Genomic DNA, 16,283 nt, shown 5'->3' with positions numbered 1-16,283 from the left:
GCGTTCTGGCTTGCCAGGGCGACGGCGCCGGCGAACACCAGGACAGGGCAAAGAAAAGAGCCGCCCCCGAGGGGGCGGCCAGTCATCCTCACCACAAGGATATTTCAGAGGGTGTTGCGGCGCTCGATGCGATCGAGCCGGGCAAGCTGATTATTCACGTCCATCAAGGCGCGGGTCGTCCAGTCCTCGGCGCGGAAACCCCGCCCCGGCCTGCCGAAACGGTTGGGGTGTCCATCAACGATGAGCTGGCGCAGGGACAGCAGGATGGCCTTGTCCAGTTCGACCGCGACCAGCTGGCCGGGAAACCGCAACACATGGCGATTGCAGGCGTCGTAGTGCTGCCGACTGCATCGCAACGTGCGTTCGAGCTTCCACGCATGTTCGATCCAGTCGGGCAGGGTCCATTCGAGGCGTCTCCATGGTTGCACGGGCATGTTCAATCTCTGGCTCGCCCTCGGGGATCGACCTGCCAGCCGGTCGCCAGGCGGATGATCGAGGCGTCCGGGCCATGCTGGTCGATGAAAACCCGGTCGGCCTCGATGCCGCGCGCGCGGTGCAGATCGGCCGCGCGGTGGCCGCTCGGCCGGCGGCACCAGGTGCCGGCGGCCGCGCCACAGGCCGGGCAGGCAACGGCGAGGACCGGGTGTCGATGGATGGTGAAATCGGCCATGTCTTACGTCCTTTCCTGATGCTCGTGCAGCCGGTGCCCGTGCTTGTTGCGCGGCACCTGGTCGAAGGGGATTGTGTCCAGCGTGAAGCGCCCGACAGAATAGCCGTGCAGGAAATCCAGCAGATATGTGGGGTCGGCGGGGTAGGGCGCGCGGTTCCATGCGGCCAGCAGGACCGCGCGTTCATTTGCGGTCAGGGCAGCAAGCCTGCGCCGGGCCTCGCGCCAGCGGGCCGCGCGCCAGGAACGGGTTCGGGCCTGCGATTCCGCCCATTGCACGGCGCGGGCCTGCATGACCTCATCCTCGCCGGGCTGCGCTGCCGCGATCTGTTCTGCGAAGAGGGGCAGGGCTTCGCGTTCGAGGCGCTGCTTGCGGCGCAGCGCAGCGCGCTTGCGGCTGGTATCGGTGAATGGGTGGCGGGGATACCTGATAAAGCGCATGTCTGTCTCCCTCGATGGGCGGGGCGCAATCGCGCCCCGCGCCTCGGTCACTCCATACCTTCGGGCCGCCAAGCGTCGATCCGCGCGGCCTGCGCCTCGGTGACGCCGTGGGCCCTGCGGGTGGCATCGTCACCGAACAGGGCTTCCAGCTTCGCGGCCTTCTCGGCCTTTTTCAGCTTGGCGAAGGTTGTTGCGGTCGGGTGATCTTCCGGCAGGTCCAGCAGGTCGCGCCAAAGTTCGTTGAGGTAAGGCCCGCCGACGCGGCTGAAGAAATTGGCGGCGGTCGGGGTCCAGACTTCGCGGATTTGCGGGGCTGTGGCCTTGTCGATCAGGGCGGAAAGCTGCTCGTCGCCGCCACGAAACAGGGCGGCAAGGCAGCGGATCAACTCGCCGCGCGTGTGATCCTGCCCCTTCTGACGGAAGGCCCGGAAGGACTTGGCCAGGTCCTTGCCATACATCTCGCGCGGCTCCTTTCCCGCCAGCCGCTCGTCGAGATCATAGCCTTCCGCCTCGGTAGTGGGCCAGTTCGGCACGGCCTCGGCGGCAAGGCCGAACGGCTTGCGCCATTGCAGGCTGTGGCTCAACTGATAGGCCAACAGGTCCAGCAGCAGGTCGGGATCGCGCAGGATGGCGTGCTGTCGCGCGCCCATGGCAACCCGGCCGAGGTCGTCACGCAGCGCGTTGCTGATGGGCGATTTCGGGATTTCGCTGCCACTATCGCTATGAATCGATGGGCGCAGGAAACCGGCCTCGATGGCGCCGGCGCGGTCCTCGCGCGTCACCAGCCCTTCGAGGGTTTTCAGTGTGCCGCTCTGGTCCACATAGAACAGGACGCCCGAGACGGCCTTTTGCTCGTCGGTGAAACCGCCGTCCAGAATGGCTTGCAGCGCGGCCAGTTCGGCTTCGCCCTCGTCATCGAGCACGTCGCCATGCGCCAGTTCGGCCAGTTCATCATAACGCTCGGCCTCGGCTTCGGAGAGATCGCCTTCCTGCGCATAGATGCGATCCAGCTTGCGTTGCTCGATCTCGTAATAGCCGACATAGCTGTCCCGGATCGGCTCGGCCCACTTCCAGCCTTCGGCCAAGACGGTGCCGGCGTGGGCGTCCAGCTCCGCGGTGAACAGTTCGTTCAGCAGGGCCTCATCCTCGAAATAGGACTGGTCGGCAAAGAGGTCGGTGGTGACGCGGCCGCCCTCGGCCTCATAGGCTTCCTGACCGACGAACACGGCGCGGCGGTCGGTGTTGCGCACCGCATCGGACTTGAGCATCTGCTTGATCTGGTGATCGCTGTAGCCCTGACCGCGCACCCGTTCCAGCACGGCGAGGCTTTGCGCCTCGTCCTCGCTGACGGTGAAGGCGGCGGCATTGGCAAGGGTGATTTCACCGACCTTGAGCGCGTCCAGCACGGGCGCGGGCAGCCCGGCCAGCTTGAGGCGGCGATAGACATGTGCCTCGGTGACGCCGAAGGCGAGGGCGACGGCGGGCACCGCGACGCCCCGCGCGGCCATGACGGCATATTCGCGGATTTCATCTGCGGGGTGCGGCTGCTCGCGCTGGTGGTTTTCGCTGGACGCCCAGGTCTCGGCGGTTGCCTGATCCGGCGCGATCCTGACGGGAACGGTGGCGAAACGCGGATCGTCCTGCAGGAGCGCGAGGGCGCGATAGCGGCGGCCGCCGAAGACGATGCCGACCTTGCCGGATTCGTCGCGCAACCCGCCGAGGTTCTGGATCAGGCCAAGCGCGCGAATGTTCGCGGCCAGCGCCTCGATGCCTGCCGGATCGAAAATGGTGCGGGGGTTCAGCTCGGAAACATAGAGGTCGGCAAAGGGCACCTGCTCGACCGTGCTGGTGATCGGTTCATGTTTCATGGGTCGATCCTTGTCGTGTGGTGAGAATTTTGTTATTGGTGCCCCGCCCCTTGGGGGCGAGGCGGGGGGCCTTAGAAGACCCCGTGCTGGTTCAGGAAGCGGCGGCCGATGCCATTCTGATCGCCCTTCCTGATAAGCGCCCACGCTTCCGCGAGGCGCGTTTCAAAGATTGCTTTGCTCATCAATTCACCCCCTTCCGGTTGACGTTTCGGGAAGCATCGGCCCGCCCGGAGCAAAGCGGGCCGATCTCGGGTCAGTGTTCGGGCGGCAGATAGAGCGTCAGAACACGACGAACCTGTTTGGGGTCGGTGGCCTCCGGCAGGGAAACGCCGAAGGTGTAATCGGTGTCGTAAATGTCCACCTTCCAAAAGGCGCGATGGCCGTTCATCTCCACGACGCCGAAGCTGTGATCGCCATAGGGATCGTTCTCGGCATCGAAAGCCTTGAAGTTGACCGCTTCGCTGGTGAGGGCGATCTGGATGATTTCGGGCAGGGCACGGAAGCCCGGTGTCGTGACTGCCATGCCCAGCAGGGGCTGGCCGTTCCATTGCGCGCCATGGCCGAGGGTGCGGCGGAAGCAATCGTTCTGCGCGGCGATGATCGTCACAGTTTCATCCCGTTCATCGGGGGCAACAGTTGCGAGTAGAGCCATGATCTGGCCTCCTTTTGCGATGGCGGCGGGGTCTTGGTGCTCCTGTCCGCGATGGGCGTGGCCTCTCCGGTTTGATCTGGAAAAAGCCCCGTGCTTTTTCCGGAGCGAAGCGGGGAGGGCGCAGCCCTGCCCGCGGCCGACTGGCGGACTGTCAAGGGTCGGGAAGCCGGGGTGGTGCGGCCCGCAGGCGCGAAGCGCCGAGGACACGGCCCGGCTGGACGACGACGCGCGGCACGCGCGGCGCTTGCCCATTGACCGGCCGGCAGGCGGGTGCTGGGCGGACAACACGAAGAGGAAAGGCGTCGGCCTGGGGGTGAGCGCGGGCCAGGCCCGCGTCGATCCCCCGGGACGGCTCCTGGATCAACCGGATGCCGGCGCCAGCCGGGATCTCCGACGAACCTTCAGCCCCAGCTTTCCGCAGGCGGGTCGCTCGATACCTGGGGTCTCGCTCGCCGCCTGCTCGCGTCAGCCGGGCGTCACCCGCAGGGCCGAGACAGGCAGGGCAGGGCGACCAGGACCGGCAGGGGAATGGCTGGCTCGGGACGAGACGGACAGGCGCCGGCCGCAGCCGGTCGCATCGCCCTGTCTGGCTCGGGCGGAGGTCGGCGCCGCCGGCCGGAGCTAGAACGCGGCCCGGCTTGCCGGGCGACGCCCTATCCTCCAGGATGATGAAACCATTTTATCAACAACCTGAAAGAGAAATTCATGCCCGGAAAATTCTTCGTATCTGCCGCCCTTGTTTTCATTGCCAGCGGGGCGATGGCGCAGACTGTTGCCCTGGATATGCCCGAGGACCAATATCGCGGTTTGGTGGAAGAGGTTACAGCCTATAAAGACACAGACTTGGGCCCACTCGATGCTGGCCGGATCGACTGGCTGAAAGGGGCATGTGGGGTGATAGCAGATCGCGAGACCCATAACGCCGAAGTCGCGATGAAAGCGGGCAAAAGCTATATAAGCGTGACGACATTAGGCGTCTGCGACCGGGTGGCCAACCTTTCGGCTGCGAGCGAGTGAAAGCGGCCCGCGCCCGTCGCCTGGCTAAGCAGGGTCTTTGATACCTGCGATAAGATCCGGGCGGAAGCCAGCCCAGTGCGTGTCGCCGGCGACGACGACAGGCGCCTGGCGATAGCCGAGGGCGACGACCTGCTTCATGGCTTCGTCATCCGTGGTCAGGTCGACCAGCTGGTAGCCGATGCCCTTGGTGCTGGTTCTCATCAGGATCGGCACCGGCTTGCATTAAGCTTCGGCACCCAGTCGCATGACCTTCGGCACCGGGAGCCACTGAAGTACCGCTCGCAGCGTTAGCGAAGGCGAGAAGCGCGGAGACCCCAGCTATCGCAGCGGTTCTCGCCTTCGCGGTTACGGAAAGCATCGAGGAAGAATGGGCGGAAAGCTGACTTGCGGCAGTGCGGCTTGGCGCCCGCGGCGTGTATGGGATAGCGGTCATTCATGCACTGCACAGCGAGGGGCGTCACCTTATGTCCATAAGGGCAGGAAACGGCCGTTCGCTGCGCGCCGCACGAATGACTTGCTTGCGCGGGAAGCGGATGCCTGAGTGGCAGAATCAGGTGATCGCATGGTAGGCGTAAGTGTCTTATCTCGCCTCTCGAAGGCGCTTCTTCAATTCCATCAATTCAAAGCATGGCGGGTTTTCAATCCCATCCGGCACCAGGATGTTGTCGTCACTGCGAAGTGCCATGCCGTCTTGATCGTGAACGCCAACCTTCCACGCCTCCCGGACATAGAGCATTCGCTTCAAAATCGAAAGGTCAGTGAAAAACTGCGGTTCACCGTCAGGCCCAAGAATTGCAGGTGCAAGAATGAAGCACTGCTTCTCCTTGTAGTCAGATAAAAACGTATCGAGGTTCTTGCTGTTTGGCGGGGTCATGGTCAGCATCCGCGAGGCTTGCATAAACTTCTTGCTTGGGTCCAGACCGTCTTTCTTGGGATCAAGATTCTTGGAGATCGACGCGCGGTAGTATGATGGATGCTGCGCATCAACCCCTTTCAGGAGCGCAATCCGAATGGCATCCCCCTCATCCCGCGACCCGAATTTATCGCGCCAGCCGGAAAATATTGAGCGCGCCATTTGTTCATCACGAAAAATCAGCGCAAGCATGGGAGGATATGCCGGACCATAACCCGCAAACATTATTCCGTTCCATCCGGCCTTATCCCACAGATGGAAGTTAATAATGGACTCGACGACATAACCCCGATGACTTTGGACAATCTTCTCCGGGTCCGTAAAGCCCTCATCCTTTCCGTTACGCTCATCAAGAAACGCTCCCCTCATCAGGGTTGGCGCATCACTCTTAAGCTGGTACTCCCTCTCGGAAAGGAACTGCAGCCCTGCGATAGTTGATGCGTGCGCACCGAAAAGCCGATGATTGCCAATGCAGGCATTGCTGAAGCTGATACTGCGCTGGATAACAAACTCGTCCACGAGCTGCGACATGAATCCGTTGGCCTCTTCAGGATTCACCACAGCAATTGCGTCGATAACCCGGGCGCAAAAGTCTATTAGATGATCGCAAAGCGTCTGATGGTGGACAACATCTCTGACATCCAGTTCGACAGGCCACTTCACCGTCAGCATCATTGAGCCCGGATCAAAAAGAATGTCAGGTTCACCGAGGCCTTCGCATATCTGTACCGTCACAGACAGTTCTGAGGCGTGGGCGAGCATACCCGTCTCTATAGACGTTGCCAGGAAGCCTTCGAGCGCGCCGATATGGGCCTCGCAAAGCAAGTGCCCGAACACCGACGCTTCCGCAGTGAATTTCACCTCTACACCCAGGAGGATCACTGAGGCCTCAAACTCGCGGTCCTGGTACATTACAAGGCGCTTGGGAAGGTCTCGGGCCGCTGGCTGCACTGCGGCCAGCTCAGCAAGTTCTTTGAGTTCATCTATCGAGCCCTCTTCGGGGATTGAGCCATCCTGCTTCAGGCTTTCGGCATGGCCCAGCAAAAGCATCAACGCCATGCGGGCCGAGAACAAATGCAGCTTCTCAAGCATGTCGGGCGCAGTGGACAGCGCCCGGAGATCGTCTGCTTCCAGATTGACGATCTGACACATCAGAAGGCGGTCAAACTCAAGCAGCTTGTTCCGGAGGCCTTCGCGGCCCTCATCTGACAAGGGGAGAACCTCCTGCAGGCTATTAAGCAAGAGGATCACGTTCAGCGCATCGACAAACCGTCCGAGCTGTATTGATATCATGGCGTAGAGGCTTGCGGATGGAACAAGCTCAGGCCTGGGGCCGTCAGTGCCGTCTGACAAGACGACCATTCTGACCAACGCCGATAGTGACGTCGCGCGCGCCGCCCACAGAAGGCCCGCGCCGCGATAGGCAACTGAAAGGCAATAGAGCGTTTCGAACTGCTCTTCCGCGTATTCCTCCTTCATGAAATAAATCGACGCTTTACCAAGCCAGCGAATAGCTTCAATTGGTTCTTCTGCTTTGAGCCGCTGCTCGCCTCTTCGGAAGAGAATCTTTCCGGCTTTTCCCTCTTTGGCCCTTTCACCCATGAACTCCGCAAGCTTGAGCACCAGAGCATCGAATGCGTCGTTGGCAGGAGCAAAGGGCTGTAGCGCATCGATCACTTGATCGATCATCTCAGCAGGAAACTCTCCAAGGCCATGTGCCTGGTCAATAACCTCGGATAGGCCGTTCCAGACTGCATCCAGTTTCTCTACATCTGTCTTGACGGATGCAGACGACAGCTCCAGCAGGTGGCCAAGCGCCTTTCCGTAGAGCGCGTTGTTTGGCCGGGACGCGTCTGCGCTGATCTCCTGAATTTTGGCTCGCAGACGTTCACCGCGCGCCTCTATCGCAAGTTCTTCAGCACCTTCCCAACCCTGCATAACCCGCGCAGTCAGAACTGTGTACAGATTGGACAACTTTGATATGTCGTCCGCGTGGTTCTCCTCAAACGCAAGCGCTTCAATATCCTCGTAGGAGTCATTGATGGCGTCTATTTCATCAAACCACCACAGATCGGTCCAGGCACGTTCATAAATTGCCTGCATCTTCTGCCGTCTGGTTCCATGCTTCTTTGCCAGTTTTATCGCCCGGCCAAATCTTCCGGCCGTCTCGATCCGCGGCCTTTCCAGCATTCTCGATAGCTGCGCTGCGTCCAGAGCGTCCACGACCCGCTGCGTAACCTCTCCGCCGTTTTGCCCTCCCTTGGCGATCCGTTCTTCGAGCGCATCGAGAGCCTTCCTACGTTCAAAATCGCGCGGCCCGACCACCATTTTCGACTCGTCATACTGACCAGCCTTCAGATACTCATATGCAAGGTCTTTGTGATCGTGCGCAAAAACCCGGTCAATGATCCATGATCTGTCATGAATCGTGACGGGAATGTTGAACCTTTTGACGAGTTCGTGCTCGACCCGCAGGCGATCTTTGGATCGCGCCGCGCGGCTGGTAACGAATATGATCCTGTCGTAGGTGCGGCCTGTATCAACCATACCCTCGACGTCGCTCCGAACTTTCGGTGCCCATTGTTCTTTCGCGCTGAAGGCAAATCCCCACCTTTCAGCGCCTGAGTTTGGCAGTCCCTGAAACCAGCGGTCTGATATCTCGGGCGCTACAGAATAAGTCTCCGTATCTACCTTTCCGTCGCCGCCGCCTTCCGGCCCGGTCTGCGGGCGCAGGTTCGGGCAAATTTCTCTCTCACACAGCTTTCGCGCAAAAATCTCAAAGTCCTGGTGCTGATTCCGCTGAGTTAAGCTGTCCAAATGATGACTCAGCTCGGATCTTGCCAATATGTATGCGCCCTCGGTTTTGCTGTCCGAGAATAGATAGGGTCTGTTGTGCCGCATGATTTCGGACGGCGGAGGAAAACTGTTCATCTCGGATTCCAGGCGGCCATAAACGCAAGTCAGTGTTATGTAGTGGTTGGTCAAGGTCTCTCGTTTATGGTATGATATGTGCCGTGCAAGTGGTAGATGTTGTTGCCCATATGGCCTGAAAGTGGATTCCGTAGGCCTCCTGAACAACGCCAGCCATGGGGTTTACGTGTGTGTGGTGGGCACACCCTTCGGGCTGGGCTGTTGGGAACGGAGCCTGAGCAGTTCCCCTGCTGATCGTCGCGACAGTCTCTTCGCCCGAAGTCTTCAGGTAGTCATTCAAGTTGGAAAGCGGTTCCTGATGTTGGACGGTTAAGAATGCTGCGACTGGCGACGAACGGCCGCTTCAGGGAAGCCGCACCGCAGCATGAACACGTGCTCGACCGTCCGCTTGGGGCCGAGCTTTGCCTTTTCTCGCATCATGCCACCCGCTCGCGCAGTGCCTCGTAAAGCCGCCCCGGCCCCATCAGTGCCGCCTTCAGCCCATCCTGGATCGTCTGTGACTCCAATGCCTGACGACTCATCGCCGAATGTGCGTCGAGGGCATCGAGGCTCTGTTGCACAAATCGGTTGAACGCCGAGGTTCCCCTTTCCCCGGACGGACTTATCCCACAGCTTCCGTGACGGGTATGCCGAGCGCGGTGTAGCCGTTCAGGACGGCGATACGTACCTGGAGTTCGGCGACTTGGCGGTCGAAGTCCCGCGCCATGAGCCGCTGGCCCAGCAGTTTCACACAGTGCATCTTCGTCTCGACGCGGCTCCGGCGGTGGTATCCACTCCATCGTCGCCACAGGGCGCGGCCGAGATACCTGGACGCCCGCAGGGCCTCATTGCGCGCCACGGCTCCTGCGGTGATGGTCTTCCAGGGCTTCGCGTTCTTGCGGGGCGGGATGACGGCATGGGCGCCGCGATCTGCAATCGCATCGTGGCATTTGCGCGTGTCGTAGGCGCCGTCTGCCGTGACGCTGCCGATCTCCTGCTTCTCCGGGATTTGGTCGAGAAGGTCGGGTAGGATCGGCGCATCACCGACGTGACTTCCGGTGACCTCGACAGCTCGGATCTCCAGCGTTTCCTCGTCGATCCCAAGGTGGATCTTCCGCCAGACCCGGCGTTTTTGGCCCCCATGCTTGCGTGCGTGCCATTCGCCTTCACCTTCGACCTTGATCCCGGTGCTGTCGATCAGCAGGTGCAGCGGGCCCTTGGAGCCACGATACGGGATGTTGACGGCCAAAGACTTCTGACGGCGCGACAACGTGCTGAAGTTGGGTACCGACCAGTCGAGGCCAACCAGTCGCAGCAGGCTCTCGACGAAGCCGGTCGTCTGCCTGAGCGCCATGCCGAACAAAACCTTCATCGAAAGGCACGTCTGAATGGCGGCATCGCTGTAGGCCTGCTGTCGGCCACGCCTGCCTGTCGGCGCGGCATCCCAGCTCATCTCGGGGTCGAACCAAACCGTGAGCGAGCCTCGGCGCTTGAGCGCTTCATTGTAGGCCGGCCAGTTCCTGGTCCTGTAGGTTGGCGGTGTGGGTCTGCTCATGCAGTCCAGCTACCATGCTGGATTCACGAGATGAATCCTTCACGCGATTTGTGCAACAGAGCCCGCTGGAGTGACAACGGGGTCTTCGCCCGGATCATGGTCGGCCTGGCCGCTGAGAGCGCCGATCACAAGACGATCATGATCGATGCGACCTATCTCAAGGCACACCGCACGGCGTCGAGCCTGTGCGTGAAAAAGGGGGGCGCGCACGCCAGATCGGGCGGACAAAAGGCGGCATGAACACCAAACTGCACGCCGTTGCCGATGCCACTGGGCGGCCGATCGGGTTCTTCATGTCGGCCGGCCAGGTCAGCGACTACACAGGCGCCGCGGCTCTTCTGGGCAGTCTGCCGAAGGCGGGTTGGCTGCTGGCTGACAGGGGCTACGACGCTGATTGGTTCAGAGAAGCGTTGAAAGACAGGGGGATAAAGGTCTGCATCCCCGGTCGAAAGTCCCGCAGGAAGGCCGTCAAATACGACAAGCGGCGCTACAAACGGCGCAACCGCATCGAGATCATGTTCGGCCGTCTGAAGGATTGGCGGCGCGTCGCCACCCGATACGACCGCTGCCCGGAAACCTTCTTCTCCGCGATCATGCTCGCCGCAACCGTCTTGTTCTGGCTGTGAAATTCAATGAGTCTGGACCCTAGCGCGCCTTGCTCGTTACCCGTATCGCCACGGCCCGCTCCCGGATCAGATCGCGCATCGTCCCCTGGGCTGCATCCGCATACCCGGACCGCCGTCAACTCCCCCGCCCCGTGCAGCTTGGCCAGCATCAGGACATCGCGGCGGTCCATCTTCACACGGCCCAGTCTTTACTGGAATCACCGCTTGCCAGCGCGATCCATGCTGATCTTTGTTGTCGAGGACAAGCCGCACAGCGTGTTCGCGCACCTCAGATGCTCCACCTTACTCTGGAGCTGGCGCCTCCAGCAAACCCGGCGCGATTCGAACAATCTGCCGTCACGCGGCCAACGTGTCTCCTCAGAAAAGGCTTGACCGGAACGGCCAAGTTACCGAAGTAACGACCCTAGCCTGATCCCGCGGGTTAAGGTGGTTGACACAATATGGCTCTATATGGATTCCGTTCAGGATAAATGGGGTAAGTGATCAGAGCACTTGGTGGATGGCAGCAGTTGTTCCCCGTGGCATGGGGATGAGCCTACTATGCCGAAGTCAGCGAAAAGAACCATCGACTGTTCCTCGCATATGCGGGGATTACTAATAGAAATTGGCAGTGAAGCGGCACAAGGAAAGGCTATTTTCTGATAATGATATGATTGTCTTAAAAAAAATCACCCATAGCGGGAGTTCACAAAGCTGTGGCAATGATTTCAATCTCATTACCGATCCCTGGATCCCGGTTCGTCGCTCCGATGGCGGTCCCCGCATCATCCGCCCCGACCAGATCGCCGAGCCGGGCGTCATCTTTCCCGACTGGCCGCGCGCCGATCTGAACATAGCCTGCCTGGAACTGCTGGTCGGCTTCGTGTTCCTCGCCGATCCGCCCGCCAATGCGCAGGACTGGCGGGTCCGCAAGCCGGATCCGCCGCGCCTGCGTGAACGGCTCGCTCCGCTTGCGTCGGCCTTTAACCTGATGGGGGACGGTCCGCTCTTTCTGCAGGACTTCGATCCGCTGGAAGGCGCGCCGAACCCGCCCGACATGCTGTTCATCGACTCGGCGGGCGGCAATACCGCGCGCAACAATGCCGACCTGATGGTCCGGCGGAACCGCTATCCCGTGCTGGACCCGGCCCTGGCGGCGATGGCGCTTTATACGCTTCAGGCCCATGCGCCTTCGGGTGGGGCAGGGAACCGGACTTCGATGCGCGGCGGTGGGCCCATGGTGACGCTGGTCGATCCGGGCAAGGGAAGCCTTTGGGATCTGGTCTGGGCCAATGTGCCGGATGGTTTGCCCGCCGGCTCGGCGGTGTTGCCCTGGATGTGCCCGACCCGCACCTCCGAGGCGAAGGGGTCCGAGGTCTATCCCGACGCCGCCCACCCGGCCGAGGCGTTCTTCGGCATGCCGCGTCGCCTGCGGCTGGTCGGGGAGGAGACGATCTGCGGCGTGATCCAGAAGCCCTACGGCGCCAATTATGCCGGGTGGCAGCATCCCTTGACCCCCTATTACCGGCAGAAGGCAGGTGCCGAGCTTCTGCCTCTGCACCCTCGTGCCGGCGCCTTCGGCTATCGCAACTGGCTGGGCGTGGTGACGGAGATGCCGGGGGATGAGGGAGACCTGCGTCGTCGTGCGCAATGCCTGGACAGCTATGAGCGGCGGGTGCTGCCTCAAGACAGGGCGGGAGCCGGCGTCATCGTGGCCGGTTGGGCGATGGATAACATGAAACCGAGGGACTTCACCTGGTCGCGCCAACCACTTCTGCCCCTGGAAAACCAGGCTGGGCTGACCTTGATCGGCATGATCCAGTCGGCGGAAGCTTTCGGCCTCGCCCTGCGTGGTGCGCTGAAGGTTGTCGCCGGCGAGGGCAGCGCGCTCGAGGTGCTGCGCGAGGAATTCTTTACGGCAACGCAAGCCGGTTTCGAGACAGGCCTCGGCGAATTGCTGGCGGGCACCCCGCCCGTGGAAGTCGCCTTGCGCTGGATCCGTGCGATGGAGCGGGTGGCACTGGAGATCTTCGGCCGGCAGGCGCTGCCGGGGCTGGACCAGCTGCGGGCCGAGGCGATAAAGCAGGTGATCGACGCGCGCGAGGGGCTGCGTACGACCTTCGCCGGCTGGCGCAATCCCGGCAAGGACGCCTATCTGAAGCTGGGCCTCGAACCTCGACCCCGCAGGAAGGCGGCCGCATGAGCGATGCGACAAAAAATCCCGGCCAGATCGCCTTTGGCTGGTGGAGGCGGCACCTCCGCCCCGACGACGACACCGGCCAGGCGCGGGCCTTGCGGGCAAGGCTGCGGCGGGCGGATCACATCACCGACGTTCTGGCCGAGGGTCTGGTAATCGAGTTGCACGACCGCCTGGCCGAGACGCCTTCGTGGTGCGCCGAGCCGCTGACTTTGGCCGCGCTGGCGCAGGTGCTGGCCCGTGTCGAGCGACACGAGGGGCGCCGCATCGCCCAGGCCTTTGGCGAGGGCGATCCCAAGGCGCTCTCGGCCCTGCGTTTCCAGCGGTTGATCCGTTCCGACGACCGGCAGGAACTGGCGACGGGCCTGCGCCGCGCGCTGCCGCTGATCGGCGAGGCCTGCAATGTCGCGGCGCTGGCCGAGGACATCCTGTTCTGGGGCGAAAAGCCCCGCATCCGTTGGTGTTTCGATTATTACGGCGCTGCGCCTCCGCGCGAAGGTGCCACCGAGGAGGAGACCGAATGACCACCTTTCTGCAATTCCACCTGCTGACCGCCTATCCTCCGTCGAACCCGAACAGCGACGACCAGGGCCGCCCGAAAGAGGCGCATTATGGCGGTGCGCCCCGACTGCGCCTCTCCAGCCAGTCGATCAAGCGTGCGGTGCGCATGTCCGACGGGTTCCAGCAGGCGCTGGCCGGGTCTTTGGGCGAACGGACCAAGCGGCTGGGCGAGGTGATCCGCAAGGCGCTGGAAAAGGATGGCGTCGATGCCGCCAAGGCGCGCGAGATCGCCGAGGCCGTGGCCAAGGTCTTTGGCAAGATCGGGCCGGTGGACAAGAAGAACCCGGATCTGGTCCAGGGCACGACCCTGGCCTTCATCTCGCCCGAGGAACGCGCCCATGCTCTGGATCTCGCACGCCGCGCTGCTGCGGGAGAGAGGCTGCCATCTGACAAGGATCTGGCAAAGATCGTCCTGCGCAGCGCCGGCGGCGCCGTGGATATCGCCATGTTCGGCCGCATGCTGGCCGACAACCCGGATTTCAATCGCGAGGCCGCCGTTCAGCTCGGTCATGCCATCACCACCCACCGCGCGCAATTCGAGGACGATTTCTTCACCGCCGTCGACGATCTCAAGACCCGCGACGAGGATGCCGGCGGCGCGCATCTGGGCGAACATGCCTTCGGCTCGGGCGTCTATTATCTCTATGCCTGCGTGAACACCGATCTGCTGGTGGAAAACCTTGGCGGCGACCGCGAATTGGCGGCAAGGGGACTGGATGCGCTGGCCCGCGCGCTGGCAACCGCCACGCCCAAAGGCAAGCAGAACAGTCATGGACATCATCCTCGTGCGGCCTATGTGCGCGCAGAGATCGGTTCACTGGCGCCTCGCGACTTGACCGGCGCTTTTCTCAGGGCGGTAAAGGATGAGGATTTGCTGGATGGGTCGATCCGGGCGCTGGTTGATATGAATGCGCGCCTGACGACGGCTTATGGCGAGCCTTGCGAGCGCAAGAAGGTTCTCAATATCATGGGTGTCGAGCCGGGGCTGACCGAGGGCGAGATCGCCAGGGCTATTGATGAAATTGCCGTCTTCGCGGCCTCGACGGTGGCGGTGGATGGCTGAGCATCTGGTCTTCACCCTCTGCGCCGCACTGGGCAGCATGGGGGAACTGGCTGGGCATGAGCGGCGCGGCTCGCTGACATGGCCCGGCCGTTCTGCTGTGATCGGACTGGTCGCAGCGGCCATGGGCATCCGGCGCGGCGACGACGCGGGCTTTGCCTGGCTCGATGCGCTGCGCATGGCGGTGGGGGTGATCGACCACGGGGTGCCGTTGCGCGACTACCATACGGTCGAGACCATCCCGACCGCCGCGGCTCGCAACCCCGACAGCCGTCCCGCGGCGCTGGCGCGTGCCGGACGCAATACGAACACGACCATCACGCTCCGCGATTACCGGGTCGGCGTCGCCTATGCCGTGGCGCTCTGGCCTGGACCCGGCTGGACGGGCGCGCTGGAGGATCTGGCCCAGGCCCTGCGCCAGCCGGTCTTCACGCTCTATCTGGGCCGCAAGTCCTGCCCTCTGGCCGCGCCCCCCGCCCCGCGTATCGTCAAGGCTGAAGGTCCCTTGCAGGCGCTGGCCTTGGCCGCTCGTCCGCCCTTTGGTCATCAGGGCGCACTGCGGCTGGTCGCCTCGGACGAGCCCCTGAGTCCTGCCGATGTGCCGGACAACCGTAACGATCTGCCGGTCGAGCGTGCGAAATGGCACTTTGCGCAACGTCCCGTGTTCATCCACCGGCCCGCGGCCGAGGGGGCGACATGAGCCTTTGTCTCTCTCGCGTCACGCTGGCGCGCAATCCGGCGACCACCGCGCTGAAGGCGCTGATCGACCCGATCGAGGGACCTGCGCTCGACCGGCTGCACGACCCCGAGCGGGGTCGGATCATGGACGCCCATCACCGGCTGATCTGGGCGCTGTTCGCCGACGATCCCGACCGGCGCCGCGATTTCCTGTGGCGGGCCGAGGGGAATGGGCGCTTCCTGATCCTCTCGCCTCGCCCCCCCGCCGCCGATGGCGCGGGGCTGTTCCTGCCGCCCGAGGTCAAGCCTTTTGCGCCCGACCTCCGGGCGGGCGACCGGCTGGGCTTCGTCCTGCGCGCGAACGCCACGCGGACGCGCAAGACCGTGCCCGATGTCCGTGCGCAGCGGGTGGATGTGGTGATGGACGCACTTCATGCGCTGCCTTCGGGGAGTGAAAGCGATGCCCGGCGCGAGGCGCGGATGGCCGCCGCCGAAACCGCTGGCCGCGACTGGCTGGCACGGCAGGGCGAAGTGGTCGGTTTCCAGGTGACGGATTTCGCTGCAGCCGACTATTCGGTCGTTCCGCTGCCAGCACATGTCGGCCCCCGCAAGGGCCAGCCGCAATTCGGCGTCATCGAGATGACCGGGCGGCTGGAGGTCACCGATCCCGACGCCTTTCTCGCGCAGCTTGCCGTGGGCTTCGGCCGCGCCAAAGCCTTCGGCTGCGGGCTGATGCTGATCCGGCGGGCGTAAGGCATGGCGATCCCCGGCCTGCCGCCGCCAAGGCCGATCCCGCTCAAGGACCGCGCCTCCCTGGTCTTCGGCCAATCATGGAGAAACAAGAAACGGCTTTCAAGATCACAAATTCCACTGTTTCAGGGCTGGTAGCCGAAGGTTTCGAAATCGCGGGCGTAATGGTCGCGCACGCGGATGCGGTCGGCGGGGCTCCATTCGATCTCCAGCGGGTCCGAGCGCAATTCATGCGGGTTCTGCTGGGGCGGGGTCACGCCCAGCCGCTCGGCCACGGCCGCCAGGGGGCCGGAGAGCCCGTCCTCGAGCTTGAAGACCTCGACATCCTTGCCGAGGAATTCCCATTGCGGGCACAAGTGGTTGTCGAGGTGGAACTTGGAGTGGCGCTGCTGGTCCAGGTTTTCCTCGA

Annotated in this window: 15 protein-coding genes and 1 pseudogene; 7 read left to right on the top strand and 9 right to left on the bottom strand. The window is 62.8% G+C overall.

The annotated features are described in order from the left end of the window. Positions 1-104: 104 nt before the first annotated feature. The 5 genes from FE811_RS21755 to FE811_RS27630 all read right to left on the bottom strand — a co-directional run bounded on the left by FE811_RS21755 (position 105) and on the right by FE811_RS27630 (position 3,628). Positions 105-434 carry a hypothetical protein gene (locus FE811_RS21755; protein ID WP_140848809.1) on the bottom strand — a complete coding sequence of 110 codons (330 nt, stop codon included), beginning with the start codon at positions 432-434 and terminating at the stop codon, positions 105-107. A 2-nt stretch (positions 435-436) separates the two neighbouring features. Continuing rightward, positions 437-670: a hypothetical protein gene (locus FE811_RS21750; protein ID WP_140848807.1), complete on the bottom strand. Its 234-nt coding sequence runs from the start codon at positions 668-670 to the stop codon at positions 437-439. A gap of 3 nt (positions 671-673) precedes the next feature. Beyond that, on the bottom strand, positions 674-1,108 hold the full coding sequence (locus tag FE811_RS21745) for a hypothetical protein (RefSeq protein WP_140848805.1): 435 nt from the start codon (positions 1,106-1,108) through the stop codon (positions 674-676). Between the two features lie 47 nt (positions 1,109-1,155). Further along, the gene (locus tag FE811_RS21740) at positions 1,156-2,976 is read right to left on the bottom strand and encodes a ParB/RepB/Spo0J family partition protein (protein WP_140848803.1); all 1,821 of its coding nucleotides are present in this window, start codon (positions 2,974-2,976) and stop codon (positions 1,156-1,158) included. Positions 2,977-3,229: 253 nt separating this feature from the next. Continuing rightward, the gene (locus tag FE811_RS27630) at positions 3,230-3,628 is read right to left on the bottom strand and encodes a DUF3768 domain-containing protein (RefSeq protein ID WP_181180925.1); all 399 of its coding nucleotides are present in this window, start codon (positions 3,626-3,628) and stop codon (positions 3,230-3,232) included. A 705-nt stretch (positions 3,629-4,333) separates the two neighbouring features. Between FE811_RS27630 and FE811_RS21730 the strand changes: the two genes are divergently transcribed. Beyond that, positions 4,334-4,645 (top strand): hypothetical protein, encoded by a 312-nt coding sequence (locus FE811_RS21730; protein WP_140848798.1) that lies wholly within the window; start codon positions 4,334-4,336, stop codon positions 4,643-4,645. A 24-nt stretch (positions 4,646-4,669) separates the two neighbouring features. Here the strand turns inward: FE811_RS21730 and FE811_RS27625 are convergent, their stop codons facing one another. The 3 genes from FE811_RS27625 to FE811_RS21720 form a co-directional block, all read right to left on the bottom strand. Then, positions 4,670-4,846, bottom strand: coding sequence for a hypothetical protein (locus tag FE811_RS27625; RefSeq protein WP_167521726.1), 177 nt, complete (start codon positions 4,844-4,846; stop codon positions 4,670-4,672). Between the two features lie 379 nt (positions 4,847-5,225). Beyond that, positions 5,226-8,543: a hypothetical protein gene (locus tag FE811_RS21725; RefSeq protein WP_140848796.1), complete on the bottom strand. Its 3,318-nt coding sequence runs from the start codon at positions 8,541-8,543 to the stop codon at positions 5,226-5,228. 547 nt (positions 8,544-9,090) lie between these two features. After that, the gene (locus FE811_RS21720) at positions 9,091-10,023 is read right to left on the bottom strand and encodes an IS5 family transposase (RefSeq protein WP_140848794.1); all 933 of its coding nucleotides are present in this window, start codon (positions 10,021-10,023) and stop codon (positions 9,091-9,093) included. A 45-nt stretch (positions 10,024-10,068) separates the two neighbouring features. Between FE811_RS21720 and FE811_RS21715 the strand changes: the two are divergent. From FE811_RS21715 to cas6e, 6 genes and pseudogenes are all read left to right on the top strand, one after another. Next, positions 10,069-10,649 (top strand): annotated as a pseudogene (locus FE811_RS21715) (IS5 family transposase); the annotation flags it as partial. 610 nt (positions 10,650-11,259) lie between these two features. Then, positions 11,260-12,831 carry a type I-E CRISPR-associated protein Cse1/CasA gene (gene casA / locus FE811_RS21710; RefSeq protein ID WP_140848791.1) on the top strand — a complete coding sequence of 524 codons (1,572 nt, stop codon included), beginning with the start codon at positions 11,260-11,262 and terminating at the stop codon, positions 12,829-12,831. Further along, a complete protein-coding gene (gene casB, locus FE811_RS21705; RefSeq protein ID WP_116171368.1) occupies positions 12,828-13,349 on the top strand; it encodes a type I-E CRISPR-associated protein Cse2/CasB in 522 nt (173 codons plus the stop codon). Before casA ends, casB begins: the two co-directional genes overlap by 4 nt. Continuing rightward, the gene (gene cas7e, locus FE811_RS21700) at positions 13,346-14,449 is read left to right on the top strand and encodes a type I-E CRISPR-associated protein Cas7/Cse4/CasC (protein ID WP_116171367.1); all 1,104 of its coding nucleotides are present in this window, start codon (positions 13,346-13,348) and stop codon (positions 14,447-14,449) included. Before casB ends, cas7e begins: the two co-directional genes overlap by 4 nt. Further along, the gene (cas5e, locus tag FE811_RS21695) at positions 14,442-15,146 is read left to right on the top strand and encodes a type I-E CRISPR-associated protein Cas5/CasD (RefSeq protein WP_166436164.1); all 705 of its coding nucleotides are present in this window, start codon (positions 14,442-14,444) and stop codon (positions 15,144-15,146) included. The genes cas7e and cas5e overlap by 8 nt, the downstream gene beginning before the upstream one ends. After that, positions 15,143-15,877 (top strand): type I-E CRISPR-associated protein Cas6/Cse3/CasE, encoded by a 735-nt coding sequence (gene cas6e, locus FE811_RS21690; RefSeq protein WP_140848789.1) that lies wholly within the window; start codon positions 15,143-15,145, stop codon positions 15,875-15,877. Before cas5e ends, cas6e begins: the two co-directional genes overlap by 4 nt. A 122-nt stretch (positions 15,878-15,999) precedes the next feature. Here cas6e and FE811_RS27620 read toward each other — a convergent pair. Next, positions 16,000-16,283: hypothetical protein (locus FE811_RS27620; RefSeq protein ID WP_181180924.1), on the bottom strand; the 284-nt coding region annotated here is incomplete at its 5' end.

Origin of the sequence: Paracoccus sp. FO-3 (assembly GCF_006386455.1) — a bacterium.
Classification (GTDB): Bacteria; Pseudomonadota; Alphaproteobacteria; order Rhodobacterales; family Rhodobacteraceae; genus Paracoccus; species Paracoccus versutus.
The sequence above is the reverse complement of the archived record's forward strand: the minus strand, read 5'-3'. Positions and strand labels throughout refer to the sequence as shown.